Raw genomic sequence first — 21,827 nt, forward strand, 5'->3', positions numbered from 1 at the left:
CGGTTGCAAAATTCCTACGGGTTCCAAGCTACCGCCGCTGGTCAGGGGTTGCGGGCGGCATCGGGGTCAGTGGGTGCCTCCGCGCGGCGTTTCTGGATAAGCTCCTTTGTCCGCACCAGGCGCAGGAGGGTTACCAGGACGATGCCGCCGAGCACGTTGAACAGCAACGTGTAGCCGAACCAGCCCATCCACTGCATGTAGCTGATGTCCGCGCCCGAGTGGATCGCAGCGAAGATCAGCAGGGAGTCGAGGATTGAATGGAAGAGCGGCAGAGCAGCCAGCAGGAACCCGCCGATAACGGTGGCCACAATGCGCGCTACATCGTTGTCCGTGCCCTGCTGCATCCTGCTCATGAGGGTGATGGTGCTTCCACCCAGGACTGCCAAGGCAATGGACTGCAATGAGAACGGGGCATCAACGAAATGGTGGGCGCTCTCGCTGACCACCGTTGACCACTCGGGGAATGCCACCATGACGATCCAGACGAAGATCCATCCGCCCACGAGGTTGGAAATGAGCGTTCCTCCCCACAGTTTTGCCAGTTGGGTATAGCTCGCTTCCTTTGCAGCGACGGCCGCAACAGGCATTAAGAAGTTCTCCGTGAACAGCTCACTGTGCGCCAGCAGGAGGGCGATGAGCCCCATGCTGAAAGCCACGCCCGCGAGCAGATGGTTTCCCGTTTCATGGAGCACCGCCAGGTAGGCCATGATGCCGAGGCCCACTTCAAAGCCACCAAACACGCCGGTCACAAGGATGTTCCGCATCGTGCGGTGCAGCCGCTCAGCCCCCTGGCCCACCGTCCGTTCGAACGACTCCTGAAGGTCATGCTCAAGTGGGGCGTCGGACTCCCCGAGTTCCCGCCGTCGTTCTTCGCTCATGTGCCTCTCCACCGCCGGATAGCCTGGACTGCTATCTGGTAAGTACCCGCAGGAGCCCGCCCCACCCATTCGGGTGCCGGAAATCAGTAGGAGGCGACGGCGGGGCAGGCCCAGGCGGGAAGAGGCCTGGGAGTTAACGTCCCCGGTTTGGCGGCGCGCCCGCTGCTGCCTGCTTCCCGCCTCTAGCGTCCCAGCATCCAGGAACCGTCAGTGTCCTGGCCGGAAGGTCTGTGCCGAATCTTACGGACCAGGATGACCAGGGGCAGCAACAGCAATTGAAGGACACCGGCCGCGACCAACAGGGCTACAACCACGGCGATGACCGGGAGATAGAGGAGAAATACGCCTGCCAGGGTTGCGAGGTACCCTGCGATGAACCCGAGTATGGTCCCGGCATCCATGTGTGCTCCCTGAAAACCATCCCGAACCGGGGGACGCAATAAGTGAAAAGCCCACTGCACGACTTAAGGATGATCCAAGATCCATGCAGTTCCAGTGTCAAGAGCATAGGAACGCCTCGCGGGCAAGGTTGGGGGAATTCAGCAAGGTTAGGGGAGCACCGGTGGCTGCCATGCTTGTTCCCGGTCATGACAAAAGGGCGCACCCCGTTCGCTGGGTGCGCCCTTTCATATAGTTGCTTGTTAGTCCTTGAAAGCGTCCTTGACCTTTTCGCCGGCCTGCTTCAGGCCGCCCTTTGCCTGGTCCGCCTGGCCTTCGGCCCGCAGGCTCTCATCGCCAGTGGCGTTACCCGCCGCTTCCTTGCCCTTACCGCCGGCCTTTTCGGCAGCGTTCTCAATCTTGTCGCCCAGTCCCATGGTGTTACCTCCTGTGGTTGGCAGCCGTTCGCATTCGGCTGCAAACATCATAAGCATGCTTAGGATCTATTTTTCAAGTCCACGGGGGTTACCGGGTTAGAAACGGGTGGTGCCACGGAGGCCGCGGGGGCGGCCATCCGGGTCGACGATGAGCTGGTAGACCGGGGCGGCCCAAAGGCGTTGGAGGGGCGTAACGGGTTCCGGGACATGGCGGCGCACCTGCCCGGCGGGCCGTGGAGTGCGGCGGCCGGTGTTGTGCCAGCGGTCCAGGGTATCGGCCGTGTGGTTCCATAACTGCAATGACCCCTCGATACGGAGCTGGGGGTCGTCTTCGTCCAGGCCGAGGTGTTCGGCCCACAGCTGCTGCCGCAGCTCCGCGGCGAGCGGACGGGACTCCCGGGCACGTGTTCCGGCGTCCTGCTGGCCTTCGGCCGACGTGTCCATGACGGCACAGGTAAGCTCGCTGTCGGTGGTCCAGGACCGGCGGTTGAAGTTGTCGGATCCGCACGTGAACCAGGTGTCGTCGATAATGCAGATCTTGGCATGCACGTAGATCGGTGTCCCCTCGGTGTTCTCCAGGTCAAACACCCCCACCCGGTCCGGTGCGGCCTTGCGGAGCATGCTTATGGCGCGCAATTGCCCCAAGCGCCTGGGCGGGCCGCCCAGGAAGCCGTCGGAGTCCGGGTACCTGGGCACCACGATGATTACGTTCAGTTCCTGGTTGCGCTCCAGTGCCGCTGCTATTCCGCTTGCCACCTCCCGGGACCACAGATACTGGTCCTCGATGTAAATGAGGGAACGGGCCTGGCCGAACGCTTTTGCATAGCCCCGCGCGATGCTGCGCTCGCCGTCCGGTGCGAACGGGAAGGGCGGGTGCTTCAGGCCATAGGTGCGCAGCAGCTGGACGGCATGCGGGCCGGCCGGGGGCGGGGGAGGAGCGGCCTCCGGGAGTGGTTTGGGGTGCCGCGGCATCCGGGCCAGGCGCTGTAACAGCATGCGGTACGGCGTATGCCGGTCAAGCGGGTGGGGGTCGTTCCACCGTTCAGCAAATACAGCCAGCACGTCGGCGACGACGGGGCCCCGCAGTTCGAGGGCGGCGTCATGCCACGGGGGCCTCTGGCCGTACTTCGAATCCATCTTCACCGCTTGCGGATCCCCGGCATGGCCGGAGTCGTCCCGGCGGCTGTGCGAAAGGTCGATTCCTCCCACGAAGGCGACGTCACAGGAGGGGTCGTCCCGATGACGGATGACCACCAGTTTCTGGTGGTGCGAGCCGAACAGGCGCACGCGCTGATCCAACAGGGCCTCCCCGCCGGCGTCGTTGATCTGCCGGCTGAGGAGTTCGTTTGAGCGGCCGCTGATGGGTGCAGATATGCGCTCGCCGTGGGATCTCCAGACGAGGCCCCGCACTTCCACTCCGGACCTGGCCAGCCCGGCCAGCAAACCGCCGATCGTGGTCCCGTCCGCTGCGATCTGCTCGTCGGCGTCGCCGCGCCAGTCGGTGAACCACACCCTGTCACCCGCTTGGAGGCCTCGCAGCTCATCCTGCAGCCTGGCGAAGTAGGCCGCTCCGTGCACCAGGGGGCGGACCAGGTTGCCTTCTGACCATGCCGGGGTTCCTGCACCGCCCGCCTGGATATCAGAGGCAGGGTTGCCCCGCTCGATCCAATTCAGAAACCACTTGCCAACCGTGCTGTCCACTCGGTGCTCCCTTCGGGGCCCGGGGGACCGGGCGACTGGGTTCCCAAACTAGCCTACGGACCTGAGCAACTGCTGTCCGCGGAAGGAGCAGCCGTAAATCCAGGAGGAGCCGCCGCCGCAGGAGCGGCGGAATAGGCTTGGCCATAGCCATTTCCCTTGCTACGAAGATTGGAGCACAACACCATGTCACTGAAGGACAAGCTGAAGGGCGACGTCATCGTCCATATGAAAGCCGGCAACAAGGTGGCCCTGACCACGGTCCGGAACGTCCTGGGCGAGATCGAAACGCGGGAAAAGTCCGGAAAGACCCCCATCGAGCTGGATGACCTCCAGGTCACCGCGCTGCTGCAAAAGGAGGCTGCCAAGCGCCGGGACACCGCTGCCACCTATTCCGCCGCGGGCCACGCCGACCGGGCGGACGCGGAGATCGCCGAGGCCGAGGTCATCGAGACCTACCTGCCCAAGGCCTTGAGCCGTGAGGAAGCCGAAGCCATCGTCGACGAGGTCATCGGCAGCCTGGAAGCGGACGGCGCCGAGCTGACGATGCGGTCCATGGGGTCCATCATGAAATCCGTTACCCCGAAGATCGGCGGACGCTTCGACGGCAAGGCCGTCAGCGAGATCGTACGGGCCCGGCTGGCCTGACCCCTACCCTGGTGCATTGGGGGGTTTGACCGAAATGCATTGGGGGATGATGAGGGGTCCCGCGGGCGGGGCGATGTTAGTAGGCTCGCTGGTGGAACTGGGAGGCCCAGAGGAGTGGATATGCGCACTAAGACTGGTATGACAAAAGCCCGGATCGGCAACAGGGCCTTGGGTCTGTTGATGGCCACCACACTTGTTGCCTCTGCCACGGCAGCAACGGCCAGCGCTGCAAACAATCCAGCGGCGCCCCCTGGTCCTTCCGCCCCGGGGAGTTCTGCAGGCGCGCCGCTGCCCACTGATCAGTTCATCGTCAAATTCAAGCCCTCAGCAGCGGGCAGCGCCGCAGAACGGGGCAAGACCTATGCGAAAGCTGCCGGCGATACCTCCATCGACGTCAGGGAGGTCAAGACCACGGCCAGTGACGCAAAGGTGGTGAAAGCAAGCCGCCGGCTCAATGCTGCCGAATCCCAGCGGATGCTGGAGAGCATTGCCGCAGGTGGGAACGTCGCCTCCGTGGAGCCTGACATCCTCATGTACCCGTCGGCCACACCGAATGACCCCTACTACTCCCAGGAGTGGGCTCTGTCCGATCCCAACGTCGGCATCCGGGTCCCCTCTGTCTGGGACAGAACTACGGGTACGGGACAGATCGTCGCCGTGATTGATACCGGCATCACGGCGCACAGCGACCTTAAGGCCAACGTCATGGCCGGCTACGACATGATTGCGGATCCAGCTACTTCAGGGGACGGCGACGGCAGGGATCCCGACCCCTCCGACCCGGGCGATTTCCGGACCGCAGGCGCTTGCGGTTCAGGGTCGTCCGCCAACTCATCCTGGCACGGAACCCATGTTGCCGGGATTATCGCCGCCGTCGCCAATAACGCCGAGGGAGTCAGCGGCGCAGCTCCCGGCGTGAAGATCGAGCCGGTCCGCGCACTCGGTTCCTGTGGCGGTTACCTCTCTGATGTCTCCGACGGCATTACCTGGGCCTCCGGGGGAACTGTCACCGGCGTACCCGACAACCCCAATCCGGCGAAAACCATCAACCTCAGTGTGGGTGGAACTGCCGCGTGCCCTGCCACGATGCAGGCTGCCATTGATGGCGCCGTGAACCGGGGCTCCACGGTTTTCGTGGCTGCAGGCAACGAGAACCAGGCAGCGTCGAACGACGCGCCGGCGAACTGCAACAATGTCATCGCCATCGGCGCCACCAACAAGTCCGGTTCCAAGGCGTCGTACTCGAACTTCGGTCCCGCGGTTGACGTCATGGCCCCGGGAGGCGACACCGATGCGGGGATCCTCTCCACATTGAATGCCGGAACAACCAGCCCGGGCGCCGAGACCTATGGGTACATGATGGGAACGTCAATGGCCACGCCCATGGCGGCCTCTGTTGGCGCCCTGATGAAAGCCGCCGACCCCTCACTGGTCCCATCCCAAATCGAAGCGAAGCTCAAGGCCACCGCGCGTCCCCTCCCGGGAACCTGCTCCGGAGGATGCGGTGCCGGCCTTATCGACGCTTCGGCCGCCGTCGCCGTTCCGGCCCCGCAGACCCCGATAGCTGCCAAGGCAGCGTCCCTGAACGGCGCTCTCGGAGCGGCCACCACAGGTGAGGTTTACGGCCTCAAGGACAACGGGGGATACCAGTGTTTCGAGCAGGGATGCATCCTCTACTCGCCTGCATCCGGAGCGCATGTCTCCAAGGGCGCGATCCGGGGACTCTGGGCGGCCACGGGCTTTGAGAACGGCCGCCTGGGATACCCGGTGACGGATGAGGTCTCCGGGCTCCGCGACGGGGGCGTCTACCAGAACTATCAGGGCGGGGCCATCATCTGGTCCCCGGCAACGGGAGTACACATCTCCGTAGGTGCGATTCGGGGACTCTGGGCGGCCACGGGCTTTGAGAACGGCCGCCTGGGATACCCGGTGACCAATGAGGTCTCCGGGCTCCGCGACGGCGGCGTTTACCAGAACTATCAGGGCGGGGCCATCATCTGGTCCCCCGCAACGGGAGTACACATCTCCGTGGGGGCAATCCGCGGCGAATGGGCGGCGACCGGTTTCGAAAACGGCGTCCTCGGGTATCCCGTAACAGACGAAGTAACAGGGCTCCGCGACGGCGGCGTTTACCAGAACTACCAACGCGGGGCCATCATCTGGTCCCCGGCAACCGGAGCGCACGCGTCTTTTGGGGCCACCCGGTCCATCTGGGCCTCAACAGGGTTTGAATCCGGACGCCTTGGCTACCCGACAAGTGACGAGTATCCGACCGGCAATGATGGAAGTGTCGCCCAGAATTACCAAGGCGGTGTCATCCATTGGAGTCCGGGTGGTTACTACATCTCCTGGCTGTAAGGGCATTCGGGCCGGGTCGGGCCAGCGGGAGCCAATCCTGTTTGCAGCAGGCCCGGTAGAAACACACGTTTCCCACGGTTGCGGCGGCCCGGTAAGCGGCGGAGTGCGGAAGGTGGGAGTTGTACAGAATGGCACGGCGGTTAACGAGGTCCGGCCTTGGAATTCTCTCCGTTCGTCCGGCAACTAACGACCACCTTGCCGCCGTCAGGGTGGGTGTCAGCGTTGCGGTTCCCCTGGCGGCCCTGCTCATCGCCGGCCGCCCGGACCTGTCCATCTACGCAGTGTTCGGCGCCTTCACGGGGATGTACGGCCGGGATGAGCGCCACCAGCTGCGGCTCTACCACCAGCTGACGGCCGCAGCACTGCTGATCGCCGGGGTCACGACGGGTGCTGTTCTCTCGGCAGCCCAAGCCGGGTCCTGGGTGCTGATCCTGGTGGAATCACTCGCAGCGGGCGTCGGCTCGTTGGCGGCAGACCGGGCAAACCTGAAACCTGTTGGGCCGTTCTTCGGCATCTTCGCCCTTGGCGCCTGCGCGTCCGTTCCACCCATTGCCCCTGTCCCGGTCGTCGTCGCTGTCGCCGCCGCCTCTGCAGGCTTTTCGGTAGCGGTCGGCGTGGCTGGCGGGGTCTGGCGCCGGACGTCATGGGAGGCAGGCGTACGTAGGGTAGCCCCATCGCTGACAGGGGCGCGGCTGCGGGTAGCAATGATCCATGCCCTGGCATACGTCCTCGCCGTCGGCAGCGCGGGAGCAGCAGGCCAGCTCACCGGTGACGGCCATGCCTACTGGGCGATGGCTGCCGCGGCAGTACCGCTTGCCGGAGCCGACTTTGCGGGCCGTATACGGCGCGGGCTCCACCGCATTTTGGGAACCTTCGTCGGCCTCAGCGTCACCGCGCTGATCCTGTCCCAGCAACCTGGTGCGGTGCTGCTGGTGGTCTTGATTGCCGCCTTGCAGTTCCCCACGGAATTGTTCATGACCCGGCACTACGGCTTGGCATTGGTGTTTTTCACGCCATTGATCCTGATCATGACCGAGCTGGCCCATCCCACCGAGCCGGGGATTCTGATTGCGGAGCGGGGCTTGGAAACCCTGATCGGAGCAGTCGTCGGCATGGCGGTGGCGGTCCTTGTCCTTGGCCGCGGTTCGCGGACGGCAGGGAGACACAATCGTTCGGCGTACCGGGAAGGTCGGTAAAGCGCCCGTGCAGCTGTGAAAACAAAGGAAGCCCCGGAAAATCTACGATTTTCCGGGGCTTCCCATTTGTGCGCGGAGGGGGACTTGAACCCCCACCCCCTTTCGAGGACTAGCACCTCAAGCTAGCGCGTCTGCCATTCCGCCACCCGCGCAGGTGGTATTTCGCAGAAGCCGTCCCGCCTTTCAGCGTTTCGCGCCTCTCCGAAGCAGCGAGAAAAACTCTAACACGACTTTTCGGAGAACAACGAATCGGGCCAAGTGGGTAGGCTGAGGACAGCGATTGAAGCCCGCGCCGCCCAGTCATTCCCTACCAAGGAGCCTTAAATGCCTGATGTCCTGCCCGAGGATGAAGTTGTCCGGATCTGCCAGGAACTCATCCGGATCGACACCTCCAACTACGGGGACGGGTCGGGGCCGGGGGAGCGGGCGGCAGCGGAGTACGCCGCGGGGCTCATCGAGGAAGTGGGCATGAGCGCGGAGATCTTCGAGTCCGCGCCCGGCAGGGCCAACGTTGTGACCAGGCTGGCAGGGGAGGACCCGTCCGCCAGCGCTTTGGTGGTCCACGGCCACCTGGACGTCGTTCCCGCCCTCCGTGACCAGTGGTCGGTGGACCCGTTCGGCGCAGAACTGAAGGACGGCCTGATCTGGGGCCGAGGCGCCGTCGACATGAAGGACATGGACGCCATGATCCTTTCGGTCCTGCGGAATTTCGCCAGGGAGGGCAGGAAGCCCAAGCGGGACATCATCTTCGCGTTCTTCGCGGACGAGGAAGCCGGCGGCGTTCACGGCGCCCGCTACGCCGTGGACAACCGCCCGGAACTGTTCGAGGGGGCCACCGAGGCCATCTCCGAGGTCGGCGGGTTCTCAGCCACCATCGGCGGCCAGCGGACCTACCTGCTGCAGACGGCCGAGAAGGGCATCTCGTGGCTCCGTCTCGTTGCCCACGGAAGGGCCGGCCACGGTTCCCAGATCAACACGGACAATGCGGTCACCCGCCTGGCCGCTGCCGTCACGCGGATCGGTGAATACAAGTGGCCGATCGAGCTCACCCCCACCACACGGCAGTTCCTTGACGGGGTGACCGAACTCACCGGAGTGGAGTTCGACGCCGACAATCCGGACATCCTGCTCAACCAACTTGGTACGGTGGCCAGGTTCGTCGGCGCCACCCTCCAGAACACCACCAACCCAACCCTCCTCAAGAGCGGTTACAAGCACAACGTCATCCCCGAGTCCGCCGAAGCACTGGTTGACTGCCGTACCCTGCCCGGCCAGGAACAGCAGGTCCTCGAGATTGTCCGTGAACTGGCCGGCAATGGCGTGGATGTCAGCTACGTCCACAACGACGTCTCGCTCGAGGTCCCGTTCGCCGGGAACCTGGTGGACTCCATGATCGATGCCGTCCACAAGGAGGACCCCGGCGCCAAGGTGCTGCCGTACACGCTCTCCGGCGGTACCGACAACAAGTCACTGAGCCGCCTTGGGATCACCGGCTACGGGTTTGCACCCCTGATGCTTCCGGACGAGTTGGACTTCACCGGCATGTTCCACGGCGTCGACGAGCGCGTCCCGGCGGACTCCCTCAAGTTCGGCGCCCGTGTACTGAATACCCTGCTCACCAACTACTGAGAGGAGCCGGCCGTGACCCCCGAGGAACTGCTGCCGGATGAGCTCCTCGAGCGCATCCGCGGCCGCGCCGCCGCATATGACCGTGACAACGCCTTCTTCCACGAGGACCTCCAGGAGTTGGCAGCGGCCGGGTACCTGAAGCTCTTCGTGCCAACGTCCGACGGCGGCGGGGGACTTGGGCTCGAAGCGGCCGCGCAGTGCCAGCGAAGGCTGGCAACGGCTGCCCCTGCCACGGCACTGGCCGTCAATATGCACCTGGTCTGGACCGGCGTCGCACACGTCCTGGCTGCCCGGGGCGACCGCTCGCTGGCCTTCGTCCTCGAAGAAGCCGCCCAGGGCGAGGTGTTCGCTTTTGGCAATTCGGAAGCCGGCAACGACTCCGTCCTCTTCGACTCCCGGACCGCCGCCATGCCGGAACAGGACGGCGGCTACTCGTTCACAGGGACAAAGATCTTCACCAGCCTCTCACCGGCCTGGACCCGCCTGGGCATCTTTGGAAAGGACCCGGATGCCCGGAACGGCGCGGGCGAACTCGTCCACGGCTTCATCAGCCGCGAGACCCCCGGCTACCGGATCCTTGACGACTGGGACACCCTGGGCATGCGGGCCAGCCAGTCCGCCACCACTGTCCTGGACGGCGTGACCGTCCCAGCGAACCGGATCTTCCGGAAACTTCCCGTAGGCCCCAACGCCGACCCGCTGATATTCGCAATCTTCGCCTGTTTTGAGAGCCTCCTGGCGGCTGTCTACACGGGGCTGGGCGAACGTGCGCTGGCCGTGGGCGTGGAGACAGTGAAGCGGCGGACCTCCTTCAAGAACGGCGGACGCAGCTATGCCCAGGACCCGGACATCCGCCGGAAGGTGGCGGACGCCGCCATGGCCATGGACAACCTGTACCCCCAGCTAAGGTCCGTGACAGCCGACGTCGACGCCCTGGCCGACCACGGGGCCCAATGGTTCCCCAAACTGGTGGGCCTGAAAGTCAATGCGACGGAGACAGCGCGCCGCGTGGTGGACCTGGCCATCCGCGTCAGCGGGGGATCAAGTTACTTCAGGGGCTCGGAGCTGGAACGGCTCTACCGCGACGTGCTGGCCGGGATGTTCCACCCCTCTGATGACGAGTCGGCCCACAATACTGTGGCCAACGCCTGGCTGGGCCCGCTGGAAGACTAAGCGGTCCGCCGGGCCGCATCACCTAGACGGTCCGCTGGACCTGCATCACCCGGCGCCGCAGCCAAAAGCGCCTGCCGCCGCCCACGTACAGCTTGCTGCGTTCCAGTTCCCACTTGCCGTATTCGGAGTGCTCAACCAGCCGGCGCCGCGCCTCGGGCAGGGAATCATCAGGGCTGACGGTCAGTACGAGGTACTCGTACTGCCGCAAATAATCCCGTTCCCGCTGGACCGAGCTGGTGAGAAATTGTTCCTTCATTTGCTCTCCATTTTCGTCCTTTTCCCGCTAACGTGAAGTCATGAGCATCGATCCGCGTGTCGCGCTTTCGTCCCTGACCACCGCTTTGGAAGAACACCTTATAGCAGCATCCAACCGGCGCGGGGACGGCGACCCCTCAGTCGAGGCAGCATTTTTCGCAGTTGCCGATGCTTTCGAAGTTTACGAGGACGCGCTCTACGAGGCCTACAACGAGGTGACCCCGCTTCAGGTCTTTGACGACGAGGATGAAGAGGACGAGGAAGCCGACGTGGACGACGACGAAGACCTGGAGATCGTCGAGGAATAGCGCCGCCGGCGGAATACCAGCAGCGCTAGGATGCTGCCGAAACGTCCTCCAGGGCCCGCGCGATCTGCGGCGGCAGTGGGGACAGCTGGGCGTCGAGGATTTCCTTCAGCTGCACGGGCGTGCGGGCGCCGACGATGGCCGTGGCAACTCCATGCTGGGACAGCAGCCACGACAGCGCCACGTCCTGGGGCGTCCGGCCCAGCCCGTTGGCAGCCATGCACACCGCATCAACGATCCGTGACGGCTTCTCCGCCAGGTAAGGCTCCACGTACGCGGCTTCGCTCACCGAAGCGCCACGGGAACCGGCCGGGATGGTGCCCCGGTATTTCCCGGTGAGGACGCCACGGCCCAGCGGCCCCCATGCCATGAGGCCAAGCCCTGCATCCTCACCGGCCGGCAGCAGCTCAGCCTCAGCCGACCGGTTAAGGAACGAGTACTCGGCCTGGACCGCCACCAGCGGGACACTGCTGACGGCCGCCGCCTTCGCGGCCTGCCAGCCCTTGAAGTTGGAGATCCCTGCATACCTGGCCCGCCCGGAACGGACCGCGAAGTCAAGTGCCCCCAGCGTCTCGTCAAGGGGAACGTTGCCGTCCCACGCCTCGGCAAACCAGAGGTCCACATAGTCGGTGCCCAGCCTGGCCAGGCTGGCGTCCAATCCGGTGAGCATCGCGTTGCGGGACGTGTCCACCGCGCGCCGGCCATCCGGCGTCGTCATTCCTGCTTTGGTGGAGATGGAAACCTCGGTGCGGGACACCACGTCACCCAGCAGGGAACCAAGGACCGCCTCTGATGCCCCGCCCGCATATGAAGCTGCAGTGTCCACGTGGCGGCCGCCGGCATCAAGGAAGGTGCGCAGCAACTCTGAAGCGTCCTGGTCGTCAGTTTCCCCGCCCCAGGAACGGGTGCCCAGGGAGAGGGCTGAAACTCGCAAACCACTGTTGCCGACGTAACGCTGCTGCATAGCAGCAAGCTTACGGGCAGAAGCACCGGTGCCATGCCGTAGGGTCTTAGCGTGAACTGGTTTGAAGCGGCCCTGCTGGGCCTTGTGCAGGGACTGACCGAATTTCTACCGATTTCATCGAGCGCGCACCTGCGGATCGTGGGGGAGTTCCTCCCCAACGCGGAAGACCCGGGGGCCGCCTTCACGGCCATCACCCAGCTCGGTACGGAGACCGCCGTACTGATCTTTTTCTGGCGCGACATTGTCCGCATCGTCAAAGCCTGGGCCGGGTCCCTCACCGGCAAAGTGCCGCGGCAGGATCCTGACGCCCGGATGGGCTGGCTGGTGATCCTGGGCAGCCTCCCCATCATCGTGCTGGGCCTGCTCTTCCAGGACCAGATCGAATCCGTGCTCCGCAGCATGTGGATCGTGGCCACCATGCTGATCGTCTTCGGCCTGATCCTTGCCGTGGCCGACGCCACCGGCACCCAGAAACGGGACCTGACGCACCTGACCTATAAGCACGGCATCCTCTACGGCCTGGCCCAGGCCCTGGCGCTGATCCCCGGCGTCTCCCGCTCCGGCGGCACCATCACCGCCGGCCTGCTGATGGGCTACACGCGGGAAGCCGCGGCACGGTATTCGTTCCTGCTCGCCATCCCCGCAGTGTTCGGCAGCGGGCTGTACCAGCTGTACAAGGTGGTCACCAAGGAAGGCATTTCCGGGCCATTCGGCCTTCCGGAGACCGCCCTCGCCACCGTGATCGCCCTGGTGGTGGGGTACGTCATCATCGGCTGGTTCCTGAAGTTCGTGTCGACGCGCAGCTACCGCCTTTTCGTCTGGTACCGGATCTTCCTGGGCCTGGCGCTCTACCTCCTGCTCGGTTTCGGCGTCATCAGCGCCTAGGGCTAGGCTTGGGCTTGTGAAATCCTGGACTTCCCGCCCCGTTCCTGCCCTGCCCGGAAACATGCCCGCCATCCGGCTGTTCGACACTGCGGCAGGCCGCGAAGTGGCGCTGGAGCAGGAGGCCAGGCCCTCCATGTACGTCTGCGGCATCACCCCCTACGACGCAACCCACATGGGACATGCGGCCAGCTACGTTGCTTTTGACCTGCTCAACCGGGCGTGGCGCGATGCCGGCAGCGAGGTTTCCTACGTCCAAAACGTGACGGACGTCGACGATCCCCTGCTTGAACGCGCAACCGCCACCGGCGTCGACTGGCGTGACCTAGCCGCAGAACAGGTGGAGCTCTTCCAGACCGACATGGAAGCCTTGAACGTCCTCGCGCCCGATCACTACGTTGGCGCGGTGGAATCGATCGGCCTGATCGTCCCCGAGGTGGAGCGGCTTGTCAGCATGGGGCTGGCCTACCAGGTGGCCGGCACCAACGGTGAACCTGACGGCGATGTGTATTACGACGTCGAAGCCGCCGGCAAGCAGTCGACCGCACCTGACGCCTGGGTACTGGGCTGCATTTCCCACTTGGGCGAAAGCACCATGCTGGAGCTTTTCGCCGAGCGCGGCGGGGATCCGGGAAGGGCCGGGAAGCGGCAGGCGCTTGACCCGCTGCTTTGGCGGGTGGAACGGCCGGGCGAACCCAGCTGGCCGGGAGGAAGCCTGGGCGCAGGACGGCCCGGCTGGCACATCGAATGTACCGTCATCGCCCAGAAGTACCTGCCGTCGCCATTTACGGTGCAGGGCGGTGGCTCGGACCTGATCTTCCCGCATCATGAGATGGGCGCCGGCCACGCATACTCGCTCGCAGGGGTTCCCCTTGCGCGGCATTACGCCCATGCCGGCATGGTGGGGCTGGACGGCGAAAAGATGAGCAAGTCCAAGGGCAACCTGGTGCTGGTCTCAAAGCTCCGCGCTGCCGGTGAAGACCCGGCTGCAATCCGCCTGGCCATACTGGCGCACCATTACCGCTCCGACTGGTCCTGGACGGACGAAGGCTTCGCCGCTGCCAAGGCTGACCTGGCGGCGTGGCGGACCGCCCTGGACCACGCGCCTGAAGGATCAGGCGAGGCACTCCTGGCCGAAATGCGTCAAGCCTTGGCAGCAGACCTCAACGCCCCGGCAGCAGTCGCCGCAATCTCGCGCTGGGCCCGGACAGCGAACGACGGCGGTGCTGCCGCCAGCGCCGCCGACAGCGCCCTGGTCAAGGACGCGGTGGACGCCCTCCTGGGCATCAGGCTCTGACGCCTTCTACTCCAAGGACCACAACAGAGAAGGGCCTGGGCGGGAAATCTCCCGCCCAGGCCCCTCTCCCATTAACCAATCAGGGCCGGTCCTGGCCACGCCGCTTCAGGTACCGCTCAAACTCCCGGGCAATGGATTCGCCGCTGGCCTCGGGGAGATCCGCAGTGTCCTTGGCTTCCTCCAACTGCCGGACGTAGGCGGCAATCTCGGGGTCCTCGGTAGCCAGCTCGTCCACGCCGCGTTCCCAGGCGTCGGCCTCCTCGGCCAGCTCATGGGTGTCGAGGGGCACCTGCAGCAGCTCCTCGATGCGGTGCAGGAGGGCAAGCTGCGCCTTGGGGGAGGGAGCCTGTGCCACATAGTGCGGCACGGCGGCCCACAACGACACGGCTGGGATACCGGCGAGGAGCGCCACCTCGGAGAGGACCCCCACAATGCCAACGGGGCCTTCGTATTGCGAGGCCTCCAGGTTCATGCGCTCCCTGAGCGGGGCGTCGTCGGAGGACGTGCTCACTGGGATCGGGCGGCTGTGCGGGACGTCGGCGAGCAGTGCGCCCACCAGCACCACGTAGTCCACATTCAGCGCCTCCGCATGGGCCAGCAGCTCTGCCGTGTAGGCGCGCCATTTATAGGACGGCTCCGTGCCCTGCACGAAGATGACGTCCACGTTGGAGTTGGGGGCTGTGGCTTTGTAGATCCGGGTGGAAGGCCACTTGATCTTGCGTTCGCCGGCCGCATTCCTGCGGACCGTGGGTCGGGTGAACTGAAAGTCGTAATACTCATCGGCATCGATGGATGCCACCTTTTTGCCGCCCCACAACTTGTTCAGGTAGCGCAGCGAATCGCTGGCCGCTTCTCCGGCGTCATTCCACCCTTCAAAGGCGGCAAGCATCACCGTTACGCGCTGTCCGTCAGCCACTGGCTGCAGGAACCGTTCCCGCTCGGGTCCGGCACCCTGTTCGGCGGTGTCTCCCTCGAAGCTATTCATTTCTTCACCCTACGTCCAAGGTGCAGGCTCGCGCATGGAATGAAGCGCCGCAAATCCCCGGGAACCAGTACAAACAGGACCGGCCCTGCGTCATATTCGCCAAGGGCGTAGCCCACAGCCGCCGTCCAGCCATGCCCCGTAGACTGGCGTCATGCGATTTCCTGCCGCCGGTTCACCGCTCAAAGCCGTCCTTTGGGACATGGACGGCACCATCGTGGACACCGAGCCCTATTGGATTGCCGCAGAACATGCGCTGGTGGAGGCCCACGGCGGAACGTGGAGCCACGACCAGGCAATGCAGTTGGTGGGCCAGTCGCTCACCTTTTCCGCGGGCCTGCTCCAAGAGGCCGGCGTGGAGCTCGAAATCCGCGAAATCATCGACACCCTCACCGCCCAGGTGGTCAGGAATGTCCAGCAGCAGGTGCCCTGGCGGCCGGGTGCCCGTGAGCTCCTTGAGGAACTGCACTTGGCCGGCATCCGCTGCGCCTTGGTCACCATGTCCGAGGGTCCGCTGGCCCGGGAAGTTGTGGCCAGCCTTCCCCGGCCCTACTTTGAAGTGCTGGTCACCGGCGATACCGTGAGCCAGGGCAAGCCGCACCCGGAGGCATACCTGACCGCCGTGGAACTGCTGCAGGAGAACGACCCCCACCTGGGCATCCACCACTGCGTGGCCCTCGAAGACTCCGTGCCGGGCGTGGCCGCGGCCGTGGCCTCCGGCGTCGCCACCGTGGCCGTGCCCCACATTGTGCCGCTGCCGGACGACGGCAGTTACGCTCTCTGGGACACCCTCGCAGGGCGCAGCCTGGCCGAACTGGAAGCCCTCCTGCTGCAGGCTGACGCAACCGGAGCGGCCGCCGCTTCAGCAGGTGATGCACGTGGCTGATCCGGGCGCCGGCCAAGGCACCAACCCGGCACGCCGTGAAGGGATCCCGCTGGGACGCATCGCCGGCGTCCCTGTCGTCCTCGCCTACTCGTGGTTCGTGATCGCAGCCTTCACCGTGATCGTCTATGGTCCTGTGCTGGCCAGGAACAACCCGATGCTGGGCATGAGCGCCTACGTCGTGGCCTTCGCGTACGCCGTCCTGCTCCTGATCTCAGTGCTCGTCCACGAACTCGCCCATGCGCTGACGGCAAAGATCTACGGCTGGCCCACGCAGAAAATCGTTCTTAACCTTTGGGGCGGTCACACCCAGTTCGAAAGCTTTACATCGTCCCCGGGCCGGTCAGTGCTGGTGGCGCTGGCGGGGCCGGCTGCCAACTTCGTCCTGGCGGGCGGAGCCTGGTTGCTGCTTGGCACTGACAGCCTGGGAAGCGTTGCGGAAATCCTGACGAACATCTTCATGTGGGCGAACTTCCTGATCGGCGTCTTCAATGTCCTGCCGGGCCTGCCTCTCGACGGCGGCCGGCTGGTCGAGTCCATCGTCTGGAAAGCAACCGGCAGCCAGGCGAAAGGAACCGTTGCGGCCGGGTGGGGCGGGCGGATCATCGTCCTGGCCATTGCCTACTGGTTCCTCCTTCGTCCGTCCCTCGCCGGAGAGAACCCGGACTTCAGCCTCCTCATGATCACCATCCTGGTGGGCGGGTTCCTCTGGATGGGCGCGTCGGCGTCCATCCAGCAAGGCACGCTGCGCGGCCGGCTCCCGCTGGTCAGTGCCGCGGCGTTGTCGACGCCGGCCGCCGGAATGCCTGCCACCGGCACCGTGCGGGATGCCCTCAGCCTGGGAGCGGCAGGAACAAAGTCCGTGGTGGTCTGTGGACCCGACGGCAGGCCCCAGGGCGTGGTGGACCCGGGCGCCCTGGCATCAGTGCCGCCTGCCGCAGCCGATAACACCCCCATCACGGCGGTTTCGTTTCCACTGGCTGCAGGCGCCTACGTCCCCGAATGGTCCAAAGGGCAGGAGCTGATCCAGTTCCTTTCACAGGTTGAGGGACGCCACTATGCAGTGGTGGACCACAACGGCATGGTCACCGGGCTGATGACCCAGGAGGCGGTCCTCGCTGCCATCACCGGCAAACGCCCGCGCAACGATAAGCACCCGCAGGGCCAGAACCGGTAGAGTTACCTGCCGGTCGTGCATTGCCGCCGCTAACGCCAAAACGTCCCATGGGACTGTCCGGCCGCGGCACAACAGGTTTACAGGAGCGAGGAAAAACATGAGCAGCGAAACTGCCGTCAACGACGCCAACGGAGCAGCGCAAGCCGGTGCTGCCGCCAGCGGCTCGCAGCCGGTGGGAGCTGCACGTCGCCGCGGCCCCTTCCGCGAAGGCGAACGCGTCCAGCTTACTGATGAGCGTGGCCGCATGAACACCATCACGCTGGAACGCGGCGGCGCATTCCACACCCACCGCGGGTTCCTGAACCATGACGAAATCATTGGCAAGGTTGACGGCTCCGTGGTGGTGAACAACGTGGGCCAGCAGTACCAGACCCTCCGCCCCCTGCTCTCCGACTTCGTCCTCTCCATGCCGCGCGGCGCCGCCGTCGTCTATCCCAAGGACGCCGGCCAGATCGTCACCATGGCGGACATTTTCCCGGGTGCACGCGTGGTGGAGGCCGGCGTCGGCTCGGGCGCCCTCTCCATCTCCCTGCTCCGCGCCGTGGGCGACAACGGCTACCTGCATTCCTTCGAGCGGCGCGAGGAATTCGCGGACATCGCCCGCGGAAACGTCGAGACCATCTTCGGTGGACCGCACCCCGCCTGGCAGATCTCCCTCGGTGATTTCCAGGAGGAAGTGGTCAAAGCCGAGGAACCCGGTTCCGTGGACCGCGTTGTGCTGGACATGCTCGCCCCCTGGGAATGCCTCGACGCCGTCGCTACCGTCCTTGCCCCCGGCGGCGTGTGGATCAACTACGTTGCCACCGTTACCCAGCTCTCCCGCACCGCGGAAGCCATCCGCGCGGACGGCCGGTTCACGGAACCCGACGCGTGGGAGTCAATGGTCCGCGGCTGGCACCTTGAAGGTCTCGCCGTGCGTCCCGACCACCGCATGGTGGCCCACACCGGGTTCCTGTTGGTCACGCGGCGGCTCGCCGACGGCGTCACCGGCATTTCGGTCAAGCGCCGCCCGTCCAAGACCGAGTTCAACGAAGAGGACGTTAACGCGTGGACCCCGGGCGCCGTGGGGGAGCGGGCCGTGTCGGACAAGAAGCTCCGGCGCGCCGCCCGTGACGCCATCGCAGGGACAAATGTCGTGGACACGCCCGAGGTCACGAACTAGTCCACATTTCGGGAGTCTCCATCCCTACCTGCCATCTTGGGACTAATGTCTTAAGAGAAGCGCAGGAAGGGGCTGATACATCATGGAGACACCAAACCCGGACTCCGGACGTACACCGGCAGAGCAGTCTGCCGCCAACGACCTCTCGGTTGCTGACCGCCAGGTCAACATTCTTCGGGACAAGCTCAGGCACATCGACCGCCAGCTGGCGGCAGCCACGCAGAACAACTCCAAGTTGGTCAGCATGCTTGAGACCGCGAAGGCAGAGATCCTTCGGCTGAAAAACGCCCTGGACCAGGAAGGGCAGCCGCCCTACAGCTTCGGCACCATCCTTCAGATCAACCCAAGGCGGCAACCCGCTCCGGGCAGCAGCGGCCAGGCCGCCACTGAAGAATCGGTGGACATCTTCAACGCCGGGCGGAAAATGCGGGTGGGCATCAGCCCGCTGGTGAACATCAACCAGCTCGCAGTAGGGCAGGAAGTGCTCCTGAACGAAGCACTCCTGATCGTGGCAGGGCTGGGCTACGAACGCGCCGGCGAACTGGCCACCCTGAAGGAGATGCTGGGACGCGACCGGGCCCTGGTGGTGGGCCGCGCGGACGAGGAACGCGTCGTTCGGCTGTCCGGAGCCCTCTTGTCCGAAAAACTCCGGGTGGGCGATGCCCTCTCCGTCGACTCGCGGACAGGCTACGCCTTGGAGAAAGTGCCCCGCTCCGAGGTGGAGAACCTGGTCCTTGAGGAAGTTCCGGACATCACCTACGAGGACATCGGCGGCCTTGGTCCCCAGATCGAACAGATCCGCGACGCCGTCGAACTGCCGTTCTTGCACCCGGACCTTTACCGGGAACATGGCCTGAAGGCTCCCAAGGGCATCCTCCTGTATGGTCCTCCCGGCTGCGGCAAGACCCTGATCGCCAAGGCGGTTGCCAACTCGCTTGCCGCCCGCGCCGCGGAGCGGTCCGGGAATGTTGACTTGAAGAGCTACTTCCTCAACATCAAGGGCCCAGAGCTCCTGGACAAGTACGTGGGTGAAACAGAGCGGCACATCCGCCTGATCTTCTCCCGCGCCCGGGAAAAGGCCTCGGACGGCAGCCCCGTCGTGGTGTTCTTCGACGAGATGGACTCACTGTTCCGCACCCGCGGCACCGGCATCTCGTCCGACGTCGAAACCACCATCGTGCCTCAGCTCCTCAGCGAGATCGACGGCGTGGAGCGCCTCGACAACGTCATCGTCATCGGCGCGTCCAACCGCGAGGACATGATCGACCCCGCCATCCTCCGGCCCGGCCGGTTGGACGTCAAGGTCAAGATCCAGCGGCCCGATGCCGAAGCTGCTGCAGACATTTTCAACAAATACATCACCACGGACCTGCCGTTCCACGAATCCGACCTGGCCGAACACAACGGGGACGTCCAGGCCACCGTGGACGCCATGGTCCAGCGCACGGTGGAAGCGATGTACTCCACGGACAAATCCAACGAGTTCCTGGAGGTCACCTACGCCAACGGTGACACTGAAATGCTGTATTTCAAGGACTTCAACTCCGGCGCGGTGGTGCAGAACGTGGTGGACCGGGCCAAGAAGTATGCCATCAAGGACCTGCTGACCACGCACCAGAAGGGCCTTCGAATCGAGCATCTGCTGCGCGCCGTGGTTGACGAGTTCCGTGAACATGAGGACATGCCCAACACCACCAATCCGGACGACTGGGCACGGATCTCCGGGAAGAAGGGCGAACGGATCACCTACATCCGCACCATCGTCCAAGGCAAGGCCGGCCAGGAGCCGGGCAAGTCCATCGAGACCATGCCGACCACGGGACAGTATCTATGACGGGTGCACAGGGATCCGCCGGCGGGGAGGGCCTCCCCGCCGGCGGGGCCATGCGCGTCATGGGAGCGGAAACCGAATACGGAATCCATGCTCCTTCTGCACCTTCCGCCAACGCCACCATGATGAGTGCCAGGGTGGTGCAGGCTTATGCCCAGGTCACCCGGCAACGCGCTGCCGGCGGAGCCGAAACCCGCTGGGACTACACCGATGAAGAGCCGCTGCACGATGCCCGCGGCTGGACAGTGGACAGGGGCGCCGCACATCCCAGCCAGCTGACCGACCAGCCGCCGGTGCTCGACGCGGAAGCGGTCGCCTTGGCGTACGGCCGCGAGGAACTTGAGCTCGACGGCCAGGACGAATCCGGGACCCTGCTGATGAACATGGTCCTGGGCAACGGCGCCCGGCTGTATGTCGACCACGCGCACCCCGAGTACTCAAGCCCCGAAGTCACCAATCCACGCGACGCCGTGGCCTGGGATGCCGCAGGTGACCTGGTGGGACTGGCTGCAATGCGCCGGCTGGCCGCGGACCCTGCGCTCCCACCGGTCAACCTGTACAAGAACAACACGGACAACAAGTCCGTGTCCTACGGTTCGCACGAGAACTACCTCATGCCAAGGTCGGTGCCCTTCGGGGATATTGTGCGGGGGCTGACGCCGTTTTTCGTGAGCCGTCAGGTAGTCTGCGGTGCCGGCCGGCTGGGACTTGGCCAGGACAGCTCTATCCCCGGCTTCCAGATCAGCCAGCGGGCGGACTTCTTCGAAGCTGAAGTGGGCCTCGAAACCACCATCCGCAGGCCAATCATCAACACCCGGGATGAGCCGCACGCCACCGCGGACAAGTACCGTCGCCTGCACGTGATCATTGGGGACGCCAACCTCAGCCAGGTATCCAATTACCTCAAGTTCGGTACCACAGCCATGGTCCTCAGCCTTATTGAAGCCGGGCTTGCGCCCAAAATTGAGGTCTATGAACCCGTCGCAGCCCTCAAGACCGTCAGTCATGACACCTCCCTGACCGCGAAGCTGCGCCTACTGGACGGGAGGCGCGTCACGGCCCTGGACCTCCAGTGGATCTACCACGAAGCTGCGGCCAAACTCGCGCAGGACACCGGTGTGGGTGATGCCGTGGACGGTGACGGACATACCCACGAGGTCCTTGAGCGATGGGCGTCCGTCCTCACCCAGTTGGACAGTGACAGGGCCGCCGCCGCCACCTCCGTGGAATGGCTTGCCAAGCTTTCGCTGCTGGACGGCTACCGCCAGCGCGACGGACTGGAGTGGAGCGACGCGCGGCTGGGCCTGGTGGATCTCCAGTGGGCGGACATTCGGCCCGAGAAAGGCCTTTACTACCGCTTGCTGTCCAGGAACCGGATGCAGCGCGTGGTGGATGATGCCGCCATCGCCGCCGCAGTAGCGGAGCCGCCGGCAGACACCCGGGCCTTCTTCCGGGGCAAGTGCATCAGCAGCTTCGGCAAGGATGTGGTGGGGGCAAGCTGGGACTCTGTCATCTTCGATGTGCCGGGTTATGGACGGCTTCAGCGGGTGCCCACCCGGGAACCCCTGAGGGGAACCAAAGCCCTGACCGGAGCGTTGTTTGAGCGCTACCGGGAAGCGGGTCCATTCCTCGGGGAATTGCTGGGACACAACAGCACTCCGCCTGCGGCGTAAACCGCGCCGGAACGTCCGTCC

At 64.9% G+C, this 21,827-nt stretch carries 20 protein-coding genes and 1 tRNA gene; 13 read left to right on the forward strand and 8 right to left on the reverse strand.

Going from position 1 to position 21,827, the window contains the following annotated elements; all coding sequences use genetic code 11:
* Window positions 1-41: 41 nt before the first annotated feature.
* The 4 genes from JCQ34_RS09495 to JCQ34_RS09510 all read right to left on the reverse strand — a co-directional run bounded on the left by JCQ34_RS09495 (window position 42) and on the right by JCQ34_RS09510 (window position 3,394).
* Window positions 42-878 carry a formate/nitrite transporter family protein gene (locus tag JCQ34_RS09495; protein WP_286404165.1) on the reverse strand — a complete coding sequence of 279 codons (837 nt, stop codon included), beginning with the start codon at window positions 876-878 and terminating at the stop codon, window positions 42-44.
* 182 nt (window positions 879-1,060) lie between these two features.
* Window positions 1,061-1,279, reverse strand: a complete 219-nt coding sequence (locus tag JCQ34_RS09500) for a hypothetical protein (RefSeq protein ID WP_286404167.1) — start codon at window positions 1,277-1,279, stop codon at window positions 1,061-1,063.
* A gap of 240 nt (window positions 1,280-1,519) precedes the next feature.
* A complete protein-coding gene (locus JCQ34_RS09505) occupies window positions 1,520-1,693 on the reverse strand; it encodes a CsbD family protein (RefSeq protein ID WP_142133841.1) in 174 nt (57 codons plus the stop codon).
* Window positions 1,694-1,789: 96 nt separating this feature from the next.
* Window positions 1,790-3,394 (reverse strand): phospholipase D family protein, encoded by a 1,605-nt coding sequence (locus JCQ34_RS09510; RefSeq protein ID WP_286404169.1) that lies wholly within the window; start codon window positions 3,392-3,394, stop codon window positions 1,790-1,792.
* 183 nt (window positions 3,395-3,577) lie between these two features.
* Between JCQ34_RS09510 and JCQ34_RS09515 the strand changes: the two genes are divergently transcribed.
* The 3 genes from JCQ34_RS09515 (at window position 3,578) to JCQ34_RS09525 (ending at window position 7,593) form a co-directional block, all read left to right on the forward strand.
* A complete protein-coding gene (locus JCQ34_RS09515) occupies window positions 3,578-4,039 on the forward strand; it encodes a GatB/YqeY domain-containing protein (protein WP_286404172.1) in 462 nt (153 codons plus the stop codon).
* Between the two features lie 180 nt (window positions 4,040-4,219).
* Window positions 4,220-6,397, forward strand: coding sequence for a S8 family serine peptidase (locus JCQ34_RS09520; protein ID WP_286404175.1), 2,178 nt, complete (start codon window positions 4,220-4,222; stop codon window positions 6,395-6,397).
* Window positions 6,398-6,525: 128 nt separating this feature from the next.
* On the forward strand, window positions 6,526-7,593 hold the full coding sequence (locus JCQ34_RS09525) for an FUSC family protein (protein WP_286404178.1): 1,068 nt from the start codon (window positions 6,526-6,528) through the stop codon (window positions 7,591-7,593).
* Window positions 7,594-7,662: 69 nt separating this feature from the next.
* Here JCQ34_RS09525 and JCQ34_RS09530 read toward each other — a convergent pair.
* Window positions 7,663-7,745: transfer RNA gene (locus JCQ34_RS09530), tRNA-Leu, on the reverse strand.
* A gap of 172 nt (window positions 7,746-7,917) precedes the next feature.
* Between JCQ34_RS09530 and JCQ34_RS09535 the strand changes: the two genes are divergently transcribed.
* Both JCQ34_RS09535 and JCQ34_RS09540 read left to right on the forward strand, forming a co-directional pair.
* On the forward strand, window positions 7,918-9,222 hold the full coding sequence (locus JCQ34_RS09535; protein ID WP_286404180.1) for a M20/M25/M40 family metallo-hydrolase: 1,305 nt from the start codon (window positions 7,918-7,920) through the stop codon (window positions 9,220-9,222).
* A 12-nt stretch (window positions 9,223-9,234) separates the two neighbouring features.
* Window positions 9,235-10,395: an acyl-CoA dehydrogenase family protein gene (locus JCQ34_RS09540; protein WP_286404182.1), complete on the forward strand. Its 1,161-nt coding sequence runs from the start codon at window positions 9,235-9,237 to the stop codon at window positions 10,393-10,395.
* Window positions 10,396-10,417: 22 nt separating this feature from the next.
* Here JCQ34_RS09540 and JCQ34_RS09545 read toward each other — a convergent pair whose 3' ends face one another.
* Window positions 10,418-10,651: a DUF5703 family protein gene (locus tag JCQ34_RS09545; protein WP_018771130.1), complete on the reverse strand. Its 234-nt coding sequence runs from the start codon at window positions 10,649-10,651 to the stop codon at window positions 10,418-10,420.
* A 40-nt stretch (window positions 10,652-10,691) separates the two neighbouring features.
* On the opposite strand from JCQ34_RS09545, the gene JCQ34_RS09550 reads away from it, so the two are divergent.
* A complete protein-coding gene (locus tag JCQ34_RS09550) occupies window positions 10,692-10,958 on the forward strand; it encodes a hypothetical protein (protein ID WP_141941360.1) in 267 nt (88 codons plus the stop codon).
* A 25-nt stretch (window positions 10,959-10,983) separates the two neighbouring features.
* Here JCQ34_RS09550 and JCQ34_RS09555 read toward each other — a convergent pair whose 3' ends face one another.
* Window positions 10,984-11,919: an aldo/keto reductase gene (locus JCQ34_RS09555; RefSeq protein ID WP_286404189.1), complete on the reverse strand. Its 936-nt coding sequence runs from the start codon at window positions 11,917-11,919 to the stop codon at window positions 10,984-10,986.
* A 51-nt stretch (window positions 11,920-11,970) separates the two neighbouring features.
* Here JCQ34_RS09555 and JCQ34_RS09560 point away from each other — a divergent pair, with 51 nt between their 5' ends.
* The gene (locus JCQ34_RS09560; protein WP_286404192.1) at window positions 11,971-12,804 is read left to right on the forward strand and encodes an undecaprenyl-diphosphate phosphatase; all 834 of its coding nucleotides are present in this window, start codon (window positions 11,971-11,973) and stop codon (window positions 12,802-12,804) included.
* A gap of 16 nt (window positions 12,805-12,820) precedes the next feature.
* Window positions 12,821-14,098 carry a cysteine--1-D-myo-inosityl 2-amino-2-deoxy-alpha-D-glucopyranoside ligase gene (gene mshC, locus JCQ34_RS09565; protein ID WP_286404195.1) on the forward strand — a complete coding sequence of 426 codons (1,278 nt, stop codon included), beginning with the start codon at window positions 12,821-12,823 and terminating at the stop codon, window positions 14,096-14,098.
* Between the two features lie 79 nt (window positions 14,099-14,177).
* Here mshC and JCQ34_RS09570 read toward each other — a convergent pair whose 3' ends face one another.
* Complete coding sequence (locus tag JCQ34_RS09570) at window positions 14,178-15,083, reverse strand: PAC2 family protein (protein WP_236798377.1); 906 nt, start codon at window positions 15,081-15,083, stop codon at window positions 14,178-14,180.
* 199 nt (window positions 15,084-15,282) lie between these two features.
* Between JCQ34_RS09570 and JCQ34_RS09575 the strand changes: the two genes are divergently transcribed.
* The 5 genes from JCQ34_RS09575 to dop all read left to right on the forward strand — a co-directional run bounded on the left by JCQ34_RS09575 (window position 15,283) and on the right by dop (window position 21,806).
* On the forward strand, window positions 15,283-15,966 hold the full coding sequence (locus JCQ34_RS09575) for an HAD family hydrolase (protein WP_434738948.1): 684 nt from the start codon (window positions 15,283-15,285) through the stop codon (window positions 15,964-15,966).
* On the forward strand, window positions 15,953-17,140 hold the full coding sequence (locus tag JCQ34_RS09580) for a site-2 protease family protein (protein ID WP_286404202.1): 1,188 nt from the start codon (window positions 15,953-15,955) through the stop codon (window positions 17,138-17,140). Before JCQ34_RS09575 ends, JCQ34_RS09580 begins: the two co-directional genes overlap by 14 nt.
* Before the next feature lie 97 nt (window positions 17,141-17,237).
* On the forward strand, window positions 17,238-18,302 hold the full coding sequence (locus JCQ34_RS09585) for a tRNA (adenine-N1)-methyltransferase (protein WP_286404205.1): 1,065 nt from the start codon (window positions 17,238-17,240) through the stop codon (window positions 18,300-18,302).
* 82 nt (window positions 18,303-18,384) lie between these two features.
* Entirely contained in the window at window positions 18,385-20,136 is a 1,752-nt protein-coding gene (gene arc / locus JCQ34_RS09590; protein WP_286404207.1) for a proteasome ATPase, read from the forward strand.
* Window positions 20,133-21,806: a depupylase/deamidase Dop gene (dop, locus tag JCQ34_RS09595; RefSeq protein WP_286404209.1), complete on the forward strand. Its 1,674-nt coding sequence runs from the start codon at window positions 20,133-20,135 to the stop codon at window positions 21,804-21,806. Before arc ends, dop begins: the two co-directional genes overlap by 4 nt.
* Window positions 21,807-21,827 lie beyond the last annotated feature (21 nt).

Source organism: Pseudarthrobacter defluvii (assembly GCF_030323865.1).
In the GTDB taxonomy this organism is placed as follows: domain Bacteria; phylum Actinomycetota; class Actinomycetes; order Actinomycetales; family Micrococcaceae; genus Arthrobacter; species Arthrobacter sedimenti.